The following is a 14,113-nucleotide window of genomic DNA, read 5'->3' as shown; positions in this document are numbered from 1 at the left end:
CGGTGCGCTCAGGCCCCTGAGCGCCGGAACCGCGCGGGGGTCGTGCCGACGGCACGGCGGAACGAGCGGCTGAATGCCGACTCGGACCGGTAGCCGACCTGTTCCGCGACGCCGGCGACGTTGGCGTCGCCGCTCAGGAGGAGTTCGGCGGCCGCCATCATCCGCACCCGGGTGAGGAAGGCGCCCACGGTCACGCCAGTACTCCGGCCGAAGCGGCGGATGAACGTGGCACGCGACATGGCGGCGAGGCGGCTGAGCCGCTCGATCGGCCAGTCGGCTCCCGGGTCCGCGACGATGCGTTCCACCACTCCGGCGATCCGCGCGTCCCCCGCCGCGGTCCACAGCGTCATAGCGGACGCAGGGCCGCGCGAGGTGCGTAGCACCATCGTCAGCAGTACCGTGCACAGCGCCGACAGGACAGCTGCCGTCCCTTCCCCCTCGCGGTGCGCCTCCCCGCGCATCAGGGCGCTGAGCATCCTGAGCACCTCGTCGCTGTCGGACGACTGCCCGAAGGAGACGTGCACCGGGTCGGGCAGGCTGCCGAGCAGTATCGCGCCGGCGCCGCAGCCGAAGGTGTAGTGCCCGCAGAAGAGGTCGATCACCGCTTCGCGGGTCTGTGCACTGCGGGCGGTGGCGAAGGCGGCGCCGACCGTCTCCGCCGTCCCGCTGATCCGGCTGCCGCCGCGCTCTGTGGTGATCCGGTGCGGCCTGCCGGACGGGATGATCACCGCGTCCCCCGGCCGCAGTTCGAGTACCTGGGAGCCGACCAGGAGCCTGCACTCGCCGTCGAGGAGCACATGGAACGGTGCTTCGCGCTTCCCCATGGCGGCGACGTCCATGCGGGTGGAGGCGCCGAGCAGGCAGCGCTTGTCGAGGCTCGCCTCGACGCGGGCCTGACGGATGAAGTGACTGACAGTGTCGATGTGAGACGTCCGAGCTGGAAACCGAAACAAACAGACCTGGTTCACCCAACCATAGACATGGAGTCTTGAGCCATGGAATCCACCACGACCACTATCAGCGCAGACGTCCTCGTCGTCGGTTTCGGCAAGGGTGGCAAGACCGCCGCGCATGTGCTGACCGACGCGGGCAAGCGCGTCGTCCTCGTCGAGCGATCCGCGAACATGTACGGCGGCACCTGCCCGAACGTGGGCTGCGTGCCGACCAAGATGCTCGTCCACTACTCCAGCGGCAAGCGGCTCGAGGACGACGCGCAGGAGTTCTTCGCCAACTCCGTCGCCGGGGTCAGGGCATTGACGAGCACCTTCAGGGCAGGCAACTTCGACGCCCTGGACGGCAAGGACACCGCCACCGTCATCACCGGCACCGCGAGGTTCGCCGACGAGCACACCGTCACCGTGGGCGAGGGCGCGGACCTGATCACCGTCACCGCGCCGACCATCCTGCTCAACACCGGCTCCGAGCCGTTCGTCGCCGACGTCCCGGGACTCGCGGACAGCAAGCACCGGGTCAGCAGCACCGACCTGATCCAGCAGGACCAGCTCCCCGAAAGCCTCGTGATCGTCGGCGGCGGCTACCTCGGCCTCGAATTCGCCGCGATCTACCAGCACTTCGGCACCGAGGTGACCGTACTGGAAACCGCGGACCGACTGCTGAGGCACGAGGACGCCGACGTGGCCCAGGCGGTGACCGACATCCTCGCCCAGGACGGCATCCGCCTCGTCACCGGCGCACGGACTGTCGAGGTACGGGACAACGGGGCCGCCGCCACGGTCCTTTACGAGAAGGACGAGCAGACCCTGACCGTCGAGGCGGAAGCCGTACTGGCAGCCACGGGCCGCAGGCCTGCCATCGCGGATCTCAACCTGGAGGCGGCCGGCGTGCGCACCACCGCGCACGGCGCGATCGAGGTCGACGAGCGGCTGCGCACCAGCAGGCCGCACATCTTCGCCCTCGGCGACGTCAACGGCGGCCCGCAGTTCACCTACGTGTCCCTCGACGACTCCAGGATCGTCCTCGACCAACTGCTCGGACAGGGCAGGCGCACCACGACCGACCGCGTCGCGGTGCCGCACACCCTGTTCATCACCCCACCGCTGGCCACCACGGGACTCACGGAAAAAGAGGCGCGGGCCCAGGGACGCAACATCAAAGTCTCGCGCGAGAACGTCGCCGACATCGTCGCGATGCCGCGCGCGTACACCGTGGAGGAGACCCGCGGCCTGATGAAGTTCATCGTGGACGCGGAAACGGACCTGATCCTCGGCGCGGCCCTGCTGACCATCGACGCCCAGGAGATCATCAACATGGTCACCATGGCGATGCGCCACGGCATCACGGCCACCGAACTGCGTGACGCGATCTACACCCACCCCAGCTCGACAGAGGCGTTCAACGAGGTCTTCGACAAGGTCATCGGCTGACCCGCCGGACTCACCGACACCGCTCCCAGCCACCTGGGCCATCACCGGCACGACCTGAACCGGCCGCCCCTGCCCCGGTTCGCCAACCCGACCTTGCTCGAGGCGCTCAGCAGCGCTGCAGCTCGCAGACGCGCCGCTGTCAGCCGCTCGAACCCGCGGCAGCTGCGGTTGCGGCCGCGGTCTGGCGCTGCTGCATCGAGAGGACGATCAGGCCCGCGAAGACCTGTACGGGGAGGGGCACATCAGTGAACTCGGCGGTCAGGCCGCTGCCGAGACGACTGGGCCGGAACTCCCCAACCACACTGTCCTGCGACAGCAGTTGCCTCTTGCCGCGGAATGCTGATGGTCGCTTCAGTTCGTACTGTCCTGACGTGTCGGAGATGTACCAGCGCCGACCGGATCGGTGAGCCCGGGCCCGGAGCGCTCCTTCTGCGCCCCCTTCCAGCAGTTCGAAGGAACGTCCCCATCCGGAGGACCGCAACTCAAAGGTCTCGTCGGCCAACTCCACACGTCCACCTGACTTCCAGGCGCGCATGGACCACTGCGCGACCTGCCTGCCGTCCGAGAGAATCTGATAGGTGCGTCCGAAGGCGCGTTCGCGTCGGATCTCGAGCATCAGGAACTCCTTCGTTGCGGAGGGAACCTCTCGCGGTGCGGGCCTTCGTCGCCTTCCCGCAAAGATGCTGAAAATTCTTGTGGCAAAGCAGGGGCCGCGCACCCTGCGGTGGCACGGCCCACCGGCAGCCGTACATCGCCCTTCCCCTCACCGGCCTGCGCCGCGGTTCTGACGGGACTGGTCGTCGACGCGTGCGTAGGCGGGTGCCCGTGGGCGGGGGAGAGGAACGGGGGGCAACTGGCCGAGCTGGGCGCAGGCGGCAGGCGGCAGGCGCAGGGTAGAGCGCGTTACCCGGTCTGAAGTTTCCCCTTGCGCGTGGAGGCCTGGTCGGTCGAGGTGGCGTAGCGGCTTTGTCCCAGGACGGACAGTAGCTGCAGCTTCTCGGCGCTCTCGCTGCGCGGTGCGGCGGTCAGCACCAGCAAGACCTGCGACTGGTCCTCGGTGAAAAGGGCCTGGCAGTCCACCTCGATGGCGCCGACCTCTGGATGGACGAGCGTCTTGTGGTCCTCGAATCGACGGGCGACCTCGTGCAGGGCCCACAGCTCGGTAAACTCCTGGCTGGCCTTGCTCAGCGCCCGCACCAGCTCACCTGCCCGGGACTGGGGGCCTCGGATCCCGTAGGCGGCTCGCAGGTTGGCGACCTGGCTGCGGCTCTGCCGGTCCCGGTCCGCCTCCGGATACATGGTGCGGGCCGCGGGGTCGGTGAACCAGCGGTAGACCCCGCTTCTCGCGAGCCCGGTCAGATGCGATGCGTCACCGAACAGGGCCGCGGCCATGTCGTTCTGGACCAGCGTCTCGCCGAGGTCGCTCAGGATCAGTGCCGGGGTGTCGGTCAGGCGGTCGAGTACGCGCTGCAGTGCGGGGGCCACATGCGGTGTGGCCGCCAGCGAGGTCGGCGCGTTGCGGCCCGCGAGGCGGTACAGGTAGTCGCGTTCGCTGACGGTCAGCCGCAGAGCCCGCGCGAGCGAGGCCAGCATGTGCTCGCTGGGCTGAGGCGCGCGCTGCTGCTCCAGGCGGGTGTAGTAGTCCGTGGACATGACCGCCAGGGAGGCCACCTCCTCACGTCGCAGACCTCGGGCGCGGCGGCGTGCACCCACTGGCAGGCCGACGTCGGCAGGCTGGAGTGCCTCGCGGCGGCGGCGCAGGAAATCGGCGAGGGCTGTTCGGTCCATGCCTCCAGTGTCGGCCGGACGAGGTGACTCAGCCAGGGATCGCCGATCCTCCGATAAGTGGTCTCTGCACTTCAGGCCCGCACCAGTCGATATTGGATGCATGAACATCTCCGGAAACACCGTCTTCATCCCCGGCTCCACCAGCGGCATCGGACTGGCTCTGGCTCTTGCGCTGCGGGCGCGGGGGAACACGGTCATCGTCGGTGGCCGGCGCGCCGAACTGCTGGAGCAGATCGCCGCCGATCACCCCGGCATCGACACCGTCCAGATCGACACGGCTGATATGGCCAGCATCGAAGCCGCCGCCAAGCAGGTGCTCGCCCGCCACCCGGATCTCAATGTCCTCGTGCCGATGGCCGGTGTGATGATCGCTGAGGACTGGCACACCCCTGCATCGTTTCTCCGGACGGCCGAGACAACGATCACCACGAACGTGCTCGGTCCGGTCCGGTTGATCGCCTCGTTCATCGAGCATCTGCAGGCCCAGCCGGACGCGACGATCATGACCGTGTCGTCGGGGCTGGCGTTCGCCCCGCTCAAGGTCACACCGACCTACAACGCCTCCAAGGCCGCGATCCACATGCTCAGCGAGTCCATCCGGCTCCAGCTCGCCGACACCTCGGTGAAGGTGGTGGAACTGGAGCCGCCGGCTGTCCGCACGGCCCTGATGCCCGGGCACGAGGAGAACGAGGCAGCGATGCCGCTCGATGCGTTCATCACTGAGGTGGTCTCCCTGCTCGAGAACCAGCCCGACGCCAAGGAGATCCAGGTCGAGCAGGTGAAGTTCCTGCGCTACGGCGAAGCGCGCGGTGACTACGACCGCGTGGTCGAGGCACTCAACAGCACCGATCCGCACGGAAAGTAGCTGGCGAAGCCCCCGTTGCCGCTGTTGGGAGTAGTCGCCCTGGCGACACCGGCGGCGGAATGTCCAGATCAGCACCAGGACGAGGCCGGCGACGCCCGTGAGCACAGCCGCGGGGGCTTGGCCGACGGTGGCGTTGACGACGCGCCCCCGAAGGGACGCCTGTCGTTTGCACCCTCAGTGTTCCCGGGGCGTTACTCGGACCGGGGCCGCCCCAGAGTCTTCGCCGCGGCCTCGGCGAAGTCGTGGACGAGGGGGGAACGCCGGGACGCCACCCATGCCAGCGCCACCTTGTTGGGGCCGATGTCCTCCAGGGGCAGCGGAATCACATCGGTGCGGGTGTAGAAGGTGGCGGTGGACAAGGGCAGTACGCAGATGCCCGCGCCGGAGGCGACCAGCTCCAGCTTCTCCTCGACCTGGTGGATCACTGGCTTCTCGGGGCGTCGTCCGTCACGCAGCTCCAGGGCGACGTCCCGCCATTCGGGTACGGCGTCCGGGTCCTGGAGCAGATGCTCGGAGGCGAGGTCGCGGACGCTCACGGACACACGGTCCGCCAGGCGGTGTCCCGCGGGCAGCATGACGACCCGGGGCTCCTTGAACAGGGGCCGCACCTGAAGGCCGTGCTGGTCGATGGGCAGCCGTACGACTCCGATGTCGGCCCGGCCGTCCAGCAGCACCTGCACCTGGTCGTCCCAACTGGTGCGCAGCAGTCGGACGTGGACGTCCGGGCGGATGCTGGAGAAGACGGCCATGGCAGGGGTGAGTGTGATGCCGGGCATGAAGCCGACGGTCAGCGTAGGCGTACCCTGCGCGGCAGCCTTCGCCCGCCGCACCAGTGCCTGCGCCGAGGCGAGCAGCGGGGCCGCGTCCTCCAGCAACTGTCTCCCCGCCGCGGTGAGCAGCGTGCCGCGCCGGTCACGCTCGAAGACCTCGACGCCCAGATCATTCTCCAGGCTCCGGATCTGCCGGGACAGCACCGGCTGCGCGATGTGCAGGCGCTCCGCCGCCCGTCCGAAGTGGAGTTCCTCGGCCACCACGACGAAGTACCGCAGCTTTCGCAGGTCAAGATCCACCCGGACTCACCGCTCACTCTCTCCGACTGTTCGCGGAGCAGCCGGAGAGCAAATCTATCGGTCTGGCCGCCCAGCCGCCGACGCTGCCTGCTCCCCGAGCGCGTCACTCGCCGCCGTTCAGGACGGCCAGCGGGTCGGTGTGCGCAGGGACCCACCCCAGCTCGGCCTCGGCGCGCGCCGGGGTGAGCTGCTGGTCCAGGACGAAGGCGTCCGCGATCGGGCCCATCTGATCGCGAGCCTCCTCCAGGGAGAGGGAGACGACTTTGCCGTCGAGGCCGACGGCCCGTGCTACGGCCAGCGAGCACTCCTTGGCGGTCGGATTCACCCCGCCCACACCCACGTACACCGAACCCGGCTTCGCCTTCAGGGCGGCGACGTACAGCTCTGCCATGTCGTCGATGTGCACCAGCGCCCAGTGGTTCGCACCGTCACCGATGCAGGGGATTGCTTTCGCTTTCCTGCCCGGAGTGGCGTAGAAGATGTCGATCAGGCGGTTCTCACCGCCGTACAGCAGGCCGGGCTGCACCACGACGGGCCGGCCGTCGTGCTGCGCACGCCGCAGGACGGCCTCCTCCACGGGCTTGCGCCAGGCGACCAACGGCGGCGGGTTCCAGGGCGCGGTCTCGTCCACGACCCCGTTGGTGTCGCCGTAGACCCAGGTGCCGCCGGTGTGCACATAGGTGCCGGTACCGATGCCGTCCTGCATGGCGGTGGCGGCCGCGAGGTCCTCGTCGCCGGTCTCGGCCTGCGCCAGGTGGACGACCGCCTCCGCGCGGGCCGCGGCCGCGTTCAGCACACCGAGATCACCGAGCCCGCCACGGACGGGAGCCGCCCCGAGGGAGCGGACGGTTTCGGCGGCGCGATCGTTGCGGGCCAGCGCCTCCACGGTGTGGCCGTGCCGGACCAGCGCGCTGATCGTGGCCTTGCCGATGTATCCGGACCCACCGGTGAGAAAGATCTTCATGGTCACGGCTCCTGTCTTCGTGGGCTGTCGACGTCGCTGACCAGCCTGCGTCTCGCAACGGCCTCTCGTCCAAGACCTCTTTCGACGTCCCTGATACCCGAAGGGCATCAAGCCGCCCGGGCGCCGGATGCCGAGCCGAGGAGCTCCTGTCGGCAAGGCGGCCCGCCTGAAGATCCGCACCGGCCTGCACGCCCCGCGAACTGACGGCACGGCGGGCCGGTCAGGGGTGCGGGCGCGTGCGGGCCGACTGTGCTCGGCGCAGCCGCGATGGTGCCGGACAGCCCCAGCGCACGGCGGGGCCGGTGCCGTGACGGGGACGTACTGAATTGTCGCTGGACAATCGTGCGGCCACGTCCGCGTGCCTGGCCTGGTAGTACGTGGATCTGAGGCGAGGGACCGCAGTCGCGGCGGGCAACGAGCTGGCCTATGCCCAGTTCGTCGATGTTGTCGCCGTCCAGCGTTTCCAACGTGCCCTGCGGCCGCGCTGGGGAACCTCTTTCGGTACCTGGTAGGTCGCGGGGGTGGCGCCCATGTCCTGGACGGCGTGTGGGTGACCTCGGAGCTTGTTGATCGTTTCCCTGGTCGTGGACCGACCGCCGGTCGGACACCGGGCCTGCCTCCATCGCGCGGAGTACCCCTGCGGAGGGCTCCGGTCCGAGCGTGCGGTGGCCCTGACCCAGAGGCGAGGGAGTTTCACATGTGTGGGCTGGTCGGCTATGCCGGTCTGGCGGGCCATGTGCCCCGGGGCACGGCGGGCAGTTCGCTCAAGGAGATGACCGAAACCCTTGCCTGCCGGGGACCGGACGCTTCGGCCGTGTGGGTCGAAGGGGCGGCGGGGCTGGGGCATACCCGGCTGGCCGTTGTGGATCTGGTCGGCGGCCGGCAGCCGATGACCTTGGTCCGTGGCGGGCGCACGGTGCTGACGGTGGCGTTCACCGGTGAGGTCTACAACCATGGCCGGCTGCGGTCGGAGCTGTCTGCTCTCGGCTACCGGTTCACCACCCGGGGCGACAGTGAAGTCGTGCTGTACGCGGTCGCTGCCTGGGGACAGGAGGCCCCCGCCCACCTGGAGGGCATGTTCGCCTATGCCGCGTGGGAGCCGGATGCCAGGCGGCTGACGCTGGCCCGGGACCGGTTCGGGATCAAGCCCCTGTGCTACGCCCGCACCGGGGACGCGGTGGTGTTCGGTTCCGAGCCCAAGGCGGTGCTGGCCCACCCGGCGGTGACCGCACGCCTGGACCTGGAAGGGCTGCGAGAGCTGCTGCTGTCCGCCCATCCCATGATCAAGACCCCCGGGCGCAGTGCCTTCAAGGGCCTGAGTGAAGTCGCCCCGGGCACGGTCGTCAGCATGACACCCGACGGTGTGCGCACCCGCCGGTACTGGTCGCTGACCCCGGCCGAGCACCAGGATGACCTGCCGGCGACGGTGGCCCGGGTACGGGGGCTGCTGGAGGAGGCGGTCACCGGGCAGCTGGCGGCCGATGTGCCGGTGAGCGTCCTGCTGTCCGGGGGCCTGGACTCCAGTGTGATCGCCGCTCTCGCCCGTCCCGCGGCGGGCAGCCTGCACACCCTGTCGGTCGACCTCGGTGACCGGGCATCCGGGCAGGACGCCATGCAGCGTGACCCGGACGCCCCCTACGCCGAGGTGATGGCCCGCCACCTGGGCAGCTCCCACCGCCGGGTACGGGCGGACGCCGGCGACCTCGCCGACCCGCACCTGCGCGCCCGGGTCGGCCGACTGCGCGACGCACTGACGCTCGGAGACTTCGACACCTCGCTGCTCCAGCTCTACCGCGCGGTACGCGAGGACTTCACGGTGACCCTGGCCGGAGACGGAGCCGACGAACTCTTCGGCGGATACCGCTGGTTCACCTCGCAGGCCGCCGCCGCAGAATCCTTTCCGTGGGACGGTGTGCTGGGACGCGCGGATCTGACCCGGCTCCTGGACCCGGCCCTGGCCGCCGCGCTGGATCTGTCCGCGCACCGTGCCGAACTCCACCGCGCCGCCCGTGCCGAAGTCGACCACCTGCCCGGCACCACCCCCGCCGAGGCCGCACTGCGCCAGGACAGCTACCTCAACCTGACCCGCTTCCTGCCCTGCCTCCTGGACCGTGCCGACCGCCTCGGCATGGGCGTCGGCCTGGAGGTACGGGTGCCGTTCCTCGACCACCGACTGGTCGAGTACGTCTTCAACACCCCCTGGCACCTGAAGACCTTCGACGGCCGCGAGAAGAGCCTCCTGCGCGCCGCGGCCGCCGGGCTCCTGCCCGACGCCGTTCTCAACCGCCGCAAGAGCCCCTACCCCATGGTCCGCGAACCCGCCTACCGCGCGGCCCTCACCCTCCAGGTCGACCGGCTCCTGGCAGAGGGCGGCCCCGCCACCGACCTGCTCGATGCAGCCGCCGTGCGCCGCCTGCTGCTGCAGAGCACCGGCCCGGACCGCTTCCCCAGGGAGGGGCTGGAGTTCGTTCTGGACCTGGACCAGTGGCTGCGCACCCACCGCCCCGCCCTCCATCTCTGACCGCCCCCGACGCGACCCACCGGCTCGGCGGCTCTCGCCTTGTTGCCCCTCCCTCGTCGCCCAGACCGCACAGGACACCCTCATGCAGCATGCCGTGATCACCTCAGCCGTCCGCACCCCCATCGGGCGTGCCCACAAAGGAACGCTGGCCGGTATCCGTCCCGACGACCTGCTCGCCCGCACCGTCGCCGAGGCACTGGCCCGCACCCCCGGCCTGACACCGCAGGGCGTCCAGGACCTGGTGGTCGGCTGCGCTCTGCCCGGTGGGGAGCAAGGGTTCAACATCGCCCGGATCGCCGCCGTCCTGCTCGGCTGGGATCACGTCCCCGGCGTGACGGTCAACCGGTTCTGCACCTCCTCGCTGCAGGCCATCCGCACGGCTGTACAGGCGGTGCGCTGCGGGGACGCCGACGTGGTCATCGCCGCCGGAGTCGAATCGCAGTCCCGGCTCGCCTACGGCAGCTCCGACACCTGGCCCGACACCGAGAACCCCGCCTTCCACACCGCCGGGCAGCGCACCCACCAGCGTTCCCAGGCCGACCCCGGCCCCTGGCACGACCCGCGCGAGGACGGCGCCCACCCTGACCCCTACATCCCGGTGGGTCTGGCTGCCGAGAACACCGCCGACCTGTACAACATCAGCCGCAGCGACATGGACGCCTACGCCGCCCGCTCCCACCACCTCACCCAGCAAGCACTGGCCCAAGGCTTCCACTTCGGCGACATCGTCCCGGTCAAAACCCCCGACGGCACCACCGCCACCACAGACGACTGCCCCCGCACCGGAGTCACCCCGCAGACCCTCGCCGCCCTGCCGCCGCGCTTCCGCACAGGCGGCCGGGTCACCGCCGGCAACAGCGCCCCGCTGTCCGACGGCGCCGCAGCGGTCGTCGTCATGTCCGAGAGCTACGCCCGCGCCCACGGCCACGCCCCGCTCGCCCGCATCCTGGCCACCGCCGTCAGCGCGGGCACCCCCGAGACAGAGGGCCCCGTCCCTGTCACCGCGACCCGCACCGTCCTTGCCAGGGCCGGTCTGGCCCTGGCGGATGTGGACACTGTCGCCGGCAACGAACCCTTCGCCGCCCAGGTGCTGGCCTACTGCACCGAACTCGGCCTGGATCCCCAGTGCATGAACCCGCACGGCGGCTCCATCGCCCTGGGCGAGCCCTACGGTGCGGCTGGAGCCCGGCTTACCACCACGGCCCTCACCACGCTCCGCCACGACGATCTCAACACCGCCCTGGTCAGCGTCGTCGCTGCGGGAGGCCAGGGCATGGCCCTCCTCATGGAACGAACCTCATGAGAGGGGCCGGGCAACTTTCTGTTCGCTGAAAGCCTCGCGATCCACGCAAGCGGTGCCTTATTGCCGGACCTTTTCAAGAACGGTCTCTCGGGAGACCTCCGCGGCTTCGGTCGCCGTCAGCTTGATGCTGACGCCGTCAAGGCGCTGCCGGAACGCGTCCTCTGCCGACGCATAGATCATCTTACTTTTCACCGCTGCACTCTCAGGAGACCAGCGGTAGAAGACGATCCGGCTGCGCTGCTGCCCACCGACCGTGTACGGGAAGTCGTAGACCGCGAAACGACACTCCTTCTCGGGCAGATCCCTCACAAACGCCTCGTAGTCGTCATCAGCCGAGGTCTTGTGGACCACGACTTCCTTACGGCCCTCGTCGACGGTAAAGATCACGTACCTGTACGTGCGAGCCATCCTGAGCTTGTTGTACGCCTCGACGCAGGCGTTGGAAACGGCGAAGTCAGAGGAACCCATGTCCTCTCCTCCCAGATACGGGGGCCGCGGCGCCAGTCTCGCGACGTGCGCCGGTTCCCTCAGGTCGAGATCCGGTGTGCTGCCCACGATCATGGGATGCGCGGGTACGGAGAAAAGTGGCTGGTACAACGCTTCTTGGCGCAAAAAGACTTCGAACCTAATTTCGGGGATTGGCTCTTACTGGCCGGCAGCTCAAACAAGCGGGGCGCTGAGGCGCTGCAACCGCACTGCTCCCACCCCGCCCCGGGAGTCAGCGATCACTCCGCAGATGACGCGATAAGGGTGGACCGCAGTGCGATCGCAATTGAAGCGGGGACCGGCGAGGTATGACTCGCCAGTCCCCGCTTCGTGTCGGTCCTTGACAGTCTGGGCCGCTACAGCTGGGGTTCCTCCGCCTGCACGCTATGCCTCCCCGCCCGCCCAGGAGACGGACGTGATGACGTCGTTGAAGGGCCCATAGTGCGTGTCACGTGCAGATTGGTGAATGTTGACGCTCCGGAGGTTCGGGAGTTTCTTCCCCCCATACATCCATACCCAGTCACCACTACCCATCCCGCTTCGGTTCTCATGGGCATCGGCCCGCCAGTTCTCGGGCGTATGCATGTACATGGAGCTGGTCTCGTCGTTGCCTCCGTACTCGCTGAGCGAGTGAACACTCCCGGTGACGACCCAGATACGGCCGTTGCCCGATCCGTTGTAGTCGACGTCCTCGTAGAGACACAGAGAATTGCGTGGACAGGCTTCAAGTCCGTGCCCGCGGATGACGCGCACCGGGCCTTCTGCTGCAACCGCTGGCGAGACGGAGCCCAGCAACAGGGCGGAAAGCGTCATGGCGATGAAGATGCTGATCTTGTTCGACACGCCCTGACAACGAGCCACCGATCCGGCGGTGACGCTGCTGGAACGCACTATCTCTATGCGGTTTGGTCTGTGCGGGTGAAGCCTCTGGAGGGCATATCCGGCAGCTCGCTCGGCATCGCAGCGAGTAGAGCACTCGACCTTTACGAGGACCTCACTTGGCGACCAGAACGGTGCCCGACGCGGCCCGCAAACGCTAGGGCCCGAGAGGCGGTCACAGATAGACCCACCGATTGTTCTCGACCACCGTTAATTGACATTCTGGCAGCCGAACCTGTCTCACGAGACACCGTGCAGTCTGGAGAACGACGGTCACCGCGGCGTGATCCGGCGCCGCGAGTCCGTCCGTATCCAGACCCGCTCAGGCCGGGACGCCACTGCCCAATGGCTCGACATCGCCACCGCCGCGATGGAGCTCCCGCACGACACCGTGCTCGACGGCGAACTGGTCATCTGGCGCGACGGGAAACGGACTTCGGCGCGGTCAGCTCGCGCGCGGCCGCGATGCTCATGGTCATCCGTGAACACGTGCGGCCATTGCCTGCTGAGCCTGTGCCTGACGGCATCCCCAGCGACACCACCCCAGACCTACAGGTGATGGTCGATGACTTGAGGAAGGCCAGGGAGGAGTCGGGATTTCATGGCTGACACCGGGCAGCGGCGCGACGGCGCCCCCGAGCTGACCGATGGAGGACCGGAAAGAGCAGAGTGGCAAGAAGCAGAGCCCAGCTCGCTACAACATGCGACGTGAAAGGCCGGCACCCCTCAGCCCGCCGAAGCGGGTGGCGGGCCGCACTGGAACAAGAGCACCAAGTGCGAGGCGACCGACCCGGACCGCCGGCGCATCCCGCTCGCATCGGCAACGGCGAACTGGGACGGAACCACTTCTCCGGCAAGCACAACATCAAGAAGTGCGCGATCGTCAATATCCCGATCCAGGGCAACGTCGACAGCGTGCACGGCGCCAAAGTGTCCCAACTGAGTAAACGAGTGACTTCGTGAATGACGACGACCAGGAGATCGAAGACCTGCAACGAGAGGTGACCAGCCGCCTGCTGGACTTCGTCCACGCGCCACTGCTGGAAGACCAGCACGTACGCGGAGTCCTGCCCTCACCCTCACGCGCACCAGCAGTGCGGGCCGTCCTCGGCGACAAAGGCGACTGCGCACCCCACCGGCTGACGGCGTACGAGATCCCCCTCAGGACGGGCACAGAGCTACGGACCACCCATGACGTCATCGCCCTACTGCGCGCCGTGCACACCGGAACCCATATCTACCCGGCCGGCCGGGTCACCTCCGTCATGGGAATGGACCTGTACCTGGTCGACCCGGCACAGGTGGAGGCGGCCCCCTTCACCACAGACGACTGGTCCGCCACCCTGCTGCGCTGCTTGGCCCGCCCTTCCACGGCGCACACCCGGTCACAGCTCCGCGGATTCCTCTTCCGCGAAAACGGCCTGCTACGTCTGTACATGGACAGCGACAAAGTCACCGGAGTGATTGCCGCAGACGTACGGCCGGGCGGAACCTTGACCGCCCTTCTCGCGGCACTGCCATCGCTGCTCGGTGAGGAGTGGCGAACCTCCGATGCCGTGGACGACTCGCACTGCCGATATTTGGTGGACCTCACCGACTGGTGAGGGTTGGTTCCAGGCGGGCCCCCAGAGCGACATCTCCCTCACCAACGCATACCGAGCTGGTTGAGGTCGTCGCGTCGGCGCACGGTGAGTTCGTCGGCGCGGCGGCGGGTGTTGGCGAGGAACATGCCCAATGCGACGGGCACTCCCTCCCCGTCGCGCTCGGCCAGCATCCGCTCCACGGCGAGCACGACGCCCAGCTCGTTCGAGAAGGCGGAGAGCCAGTCGTGGCGGTTGGCGAGCATCACGATC

The 14,113-nt window shown here is 68.6% G+C and carries 14 protein-coding genes; 6 read left to right on the top strand and 8 right to left on the bottom strand.

Annotated features, from left to right (window positions below):
* Positions 1-8: 8 nt before the first annotated feature.
* Positions 9-968 (bottom strand): AraC family transcriptional regulator, encoded by a 960-nt coding sequence (locus tag ABZY33_RS19160; protein WP_356492783.1) that lies wholly within the window; start codon positions 966-968, stop codon positions 9-11.
* A gap of 27 nt (positions 969-995) precedes the next feature.
* Here ABZY33_RS19160 and ABZY33_RS19155 point away from each other — a divergent pair, with 27 nt between their 5' ends.
* A complete protein-coding gene (locus ABZY33_RS19155) occupies positions 996-2,384 on the top strand; it encodes an FAD-dependent oxidoreductase (RefSeq protein WP_356492782.1) in 1,389 nt (462 codons plus the stop codon).
* A gap of 139 nt (positions 2,385-2,523) precedes the next feature.
* On the opposite strand, the gene ABZY33_RS19150 is transcribed toward ABZY33_RS19155, so the two are convergent.
* Positions 2,524-3,000 (bottom strand): hypothetical protein, encoded by a 477-nt coding sequence (locus ABZY33_RS19150; protein WP_356492781.1) that lies wholly within the window; start codon positions 2,998-3,000, stop codon positions 2,524-2,526.
* 287 nt (positions 3,001-3,287) lie between these two features.
* The gene (locus tag ABZY33_RS19145; protein ID WP_356492780.1) at positions 3,288-4,172 is read right to left on the bottom strand and encodes a helix-turn-helix transcriptional regulator; all 885 of its coding nucleotides are present in this window, start codon (positions 4,170-4,172) and stop codon (positions 3,288-3,290) included.
* A gap of 100 nt (positions 4,173-4,272) precedes the next feature.
* Here ABZY33_RS19145 and ABZY33_RS19140 point away from each other — a divergent pair, with 100 nt between their 5' ends.
* Positions 4,273-5,037 carry an SDR family NAD(P)-dependent oxidoreductase gene (locus tag ABZY33_RS19140; protein ID WP_356492779.1) on the top strand — a complete coding sequence of 255 codons (765 nt, stop codon included), beginning with the start codon at positions 4,273-4,275 and terminating at the stop codon, positions 5,035-5,037.
* Between the two features lie 191 nt (positions 5,038-5,228).
* Here the strand turns inward: ABZY33_RS19140 and ABZY33_RS19135 are convergent, their stop codons facing one another.
* Positions 5,229-6,107, bottom strand: a complete 879-nt coding sequence (locus ABZY33_RS19135; protein WP_356492778.1) for a LysR substrate-binding domain-containing protein — start codon at positions 6,105-6,107, stop codon at positions 5,229-5,231.
* Between the two features lie 103 nt (positions 6,108-6,210).
* A complete protein-coding gene (locus tag ABZY33_RS19130) occupies positions 6,211-7,071 on the bottom strand; it encodes an NAD-dependent epimerase/dehydratase family protein (protein ID WP_356492777.1) in 861 nt (286 codons plus the stop codon).
* Positions 7,072-7,768: 697 nt separating this feature from the next.
* Here ABZY33_RS19130 and asnB point away from each other — a divergent pair.
* Both asnB and ABZY33_RS19120 read left to right on the top strand, forming a co-directional pair.
* On the top strand, positions 7,769-9,592 hold the full coding sequence (asnB, locus tag ABZY33_RS19125) for an asparagine synthase (glutamine-hydrolyzing) (protein WP_356492776.1): 1,824 nt from the start codon (positions 7,769-7,771) through the stop codon (positions 9,590-9,592).
* Between the two features lie 82 nt (positions 9,593-9,674).
* Positions 9,675-10,895 (top strand): acetyl-CoA C-acyltransferase, encoded by a 1,221-nt coding sequence (locus ABZY33_RS19120; protein ID WP_356492775.1) that lies wholly within the window; start codon positions 9,675-9,677, stop codon positions 10,893-10,895.
* Positions 10,896-10,952: 57 nt separating this feature from the next.
* Here ABZY33_RS19120 and ABZY33_RS19115 read toward each other — a convergent pair whose 3' ends face one another.
* Together ABZY33_RS19115 and ABZY33_RS19110 are read right to left on the bottom strand one after the other, a co-directional pair.
* On the bottom strand, positions 10,953-11,456 hold the full coding sequence (locus tag ABZY33_RS19115; protein ID WP_356492774.1) for an actin depolymerization factor/cofilin-like domain-containing protein: 504 nt from the start codon (positions 11,454-11,456) through the stop codon (positions 10,953-10,955).
* 309 nt (positions 11,457-11,765) lie between these two features.
* Positions 11,766-12,272, bottom strand: coding sequence for a peptidase inhibitor family I36 protein (locus tag ABZY33_RS19110; RefSeq protein ID WP_356492773.1), 507 nt, complete (start codon positions 12,270-12,272; stop codon positions 11,766-11,768).
* Between the two features lie 762 nt (positions 12,273-13,034).
* Here ABZY33_RS19110 and ABZY33_RS19105 point away from each other — a divergent pair.
* Complete coding sequence (locus ABZY33_RS19105) at positions 13,035-13,223, top strand: hypothetical protein (RefSeq protein ID WP_356492772.1); 189 nt, start codon at positions 13,035-13,037, stop codon at positions 13,221-13,223.
* Positions 13,220-13,864 (top strand): hypothetical protein, encoded by a 645-nt coding sequence (locus tag ABZY33_RS19100; RefSeq protein WP_356492771.1) that lies wholly within the window; start codon positions 13,220-13,222, stop codon positions 13,862-13,864. Before ABZY33_RS19105 ends, ABZY33_RS19100 begins: the two co-directional genes overlap by 4 nt.
* A gap of 38 nt (positions 13,865-13,902) precedes the next feature.
* Here the strand turns inward: ABZY33_RS19100 and ABZY33_RS19095 are convergent.
* The coding region (locus ABZY33_RS19095; protein ID WP_356492851.1) for a hypothetical protein at positions 13,903-14,113 on the bottom strand (211 nt) is incomplete at its 5' end.

It is taken from the genome of Streptomyces sp. NPDC006552 (genome assembly GCF_040611655.1).
Taxonomy (GTDB): domain Bacteria; phylum Actinomycetota; class Actinomycetes; order Streptomycetales; family Streptomycetaceae; genus Streptomyces.
This window is presented reverse-complemented; position numbering and strand designations above follow the sequence as displayed.

Coding starts and splice junctions, on each gene's coding strand:
- ABZY33_RS19155 (WP_356492782.1), top strand. CDS start 996: ATGGAATCCACCACGACCACTATCAGCGCAGACGTCCTCGTCGTCGGT.
- ABZY33_RS19150 (WP_356492781.1), bottom strand. CDS start 3,000: ATGCTCGAGATCCGACGCGAACGCGCCTTCGGACGCACCTATCAGATT.
- ABZY33_RS19145 (WP_356492780.1), bottom strand. CDS start 4,172: ATGGACCGAACAGCCCTCGCCGATTTCCTGCGCCGCCGCCGCGAGGCA.
- ABZY33_RS19140 (WP_356492779.1), top strand. CDS start 4,273: ATGAACATCTCCGGAAACACCGTCTTCATCCCCGGCTCCACCAGCGGC.
- ABZY33_RS19130 (WP_356492777.1), bottom strand. CDS start 7,071: ATGAAGATCTTTCTCACCGGTGGGTCCGGATACATCGGCAAGGCCACG.
- asnB (WP_356492776.1), top strand. CDS start 7,769: ATGTGTGGGCTGGTCGGCTATGCCGGTCTGGCGGGCCATGTGCCCCGG.
- ABZY33_RS19120 (WP_356492775.1), top strand. CDS start 9,675: ATGCAGCATGCCGTGATCACCTCAGCCGTCCGCACCCCCATCGGGCGT.
- ABZY33_RS19115 (WP_356492774.1), bottom strand. CDS start 11,456: ATGATCGTGGGCAGCACACCGGATCTCGACCTGAGGGAACCGGCGCAC.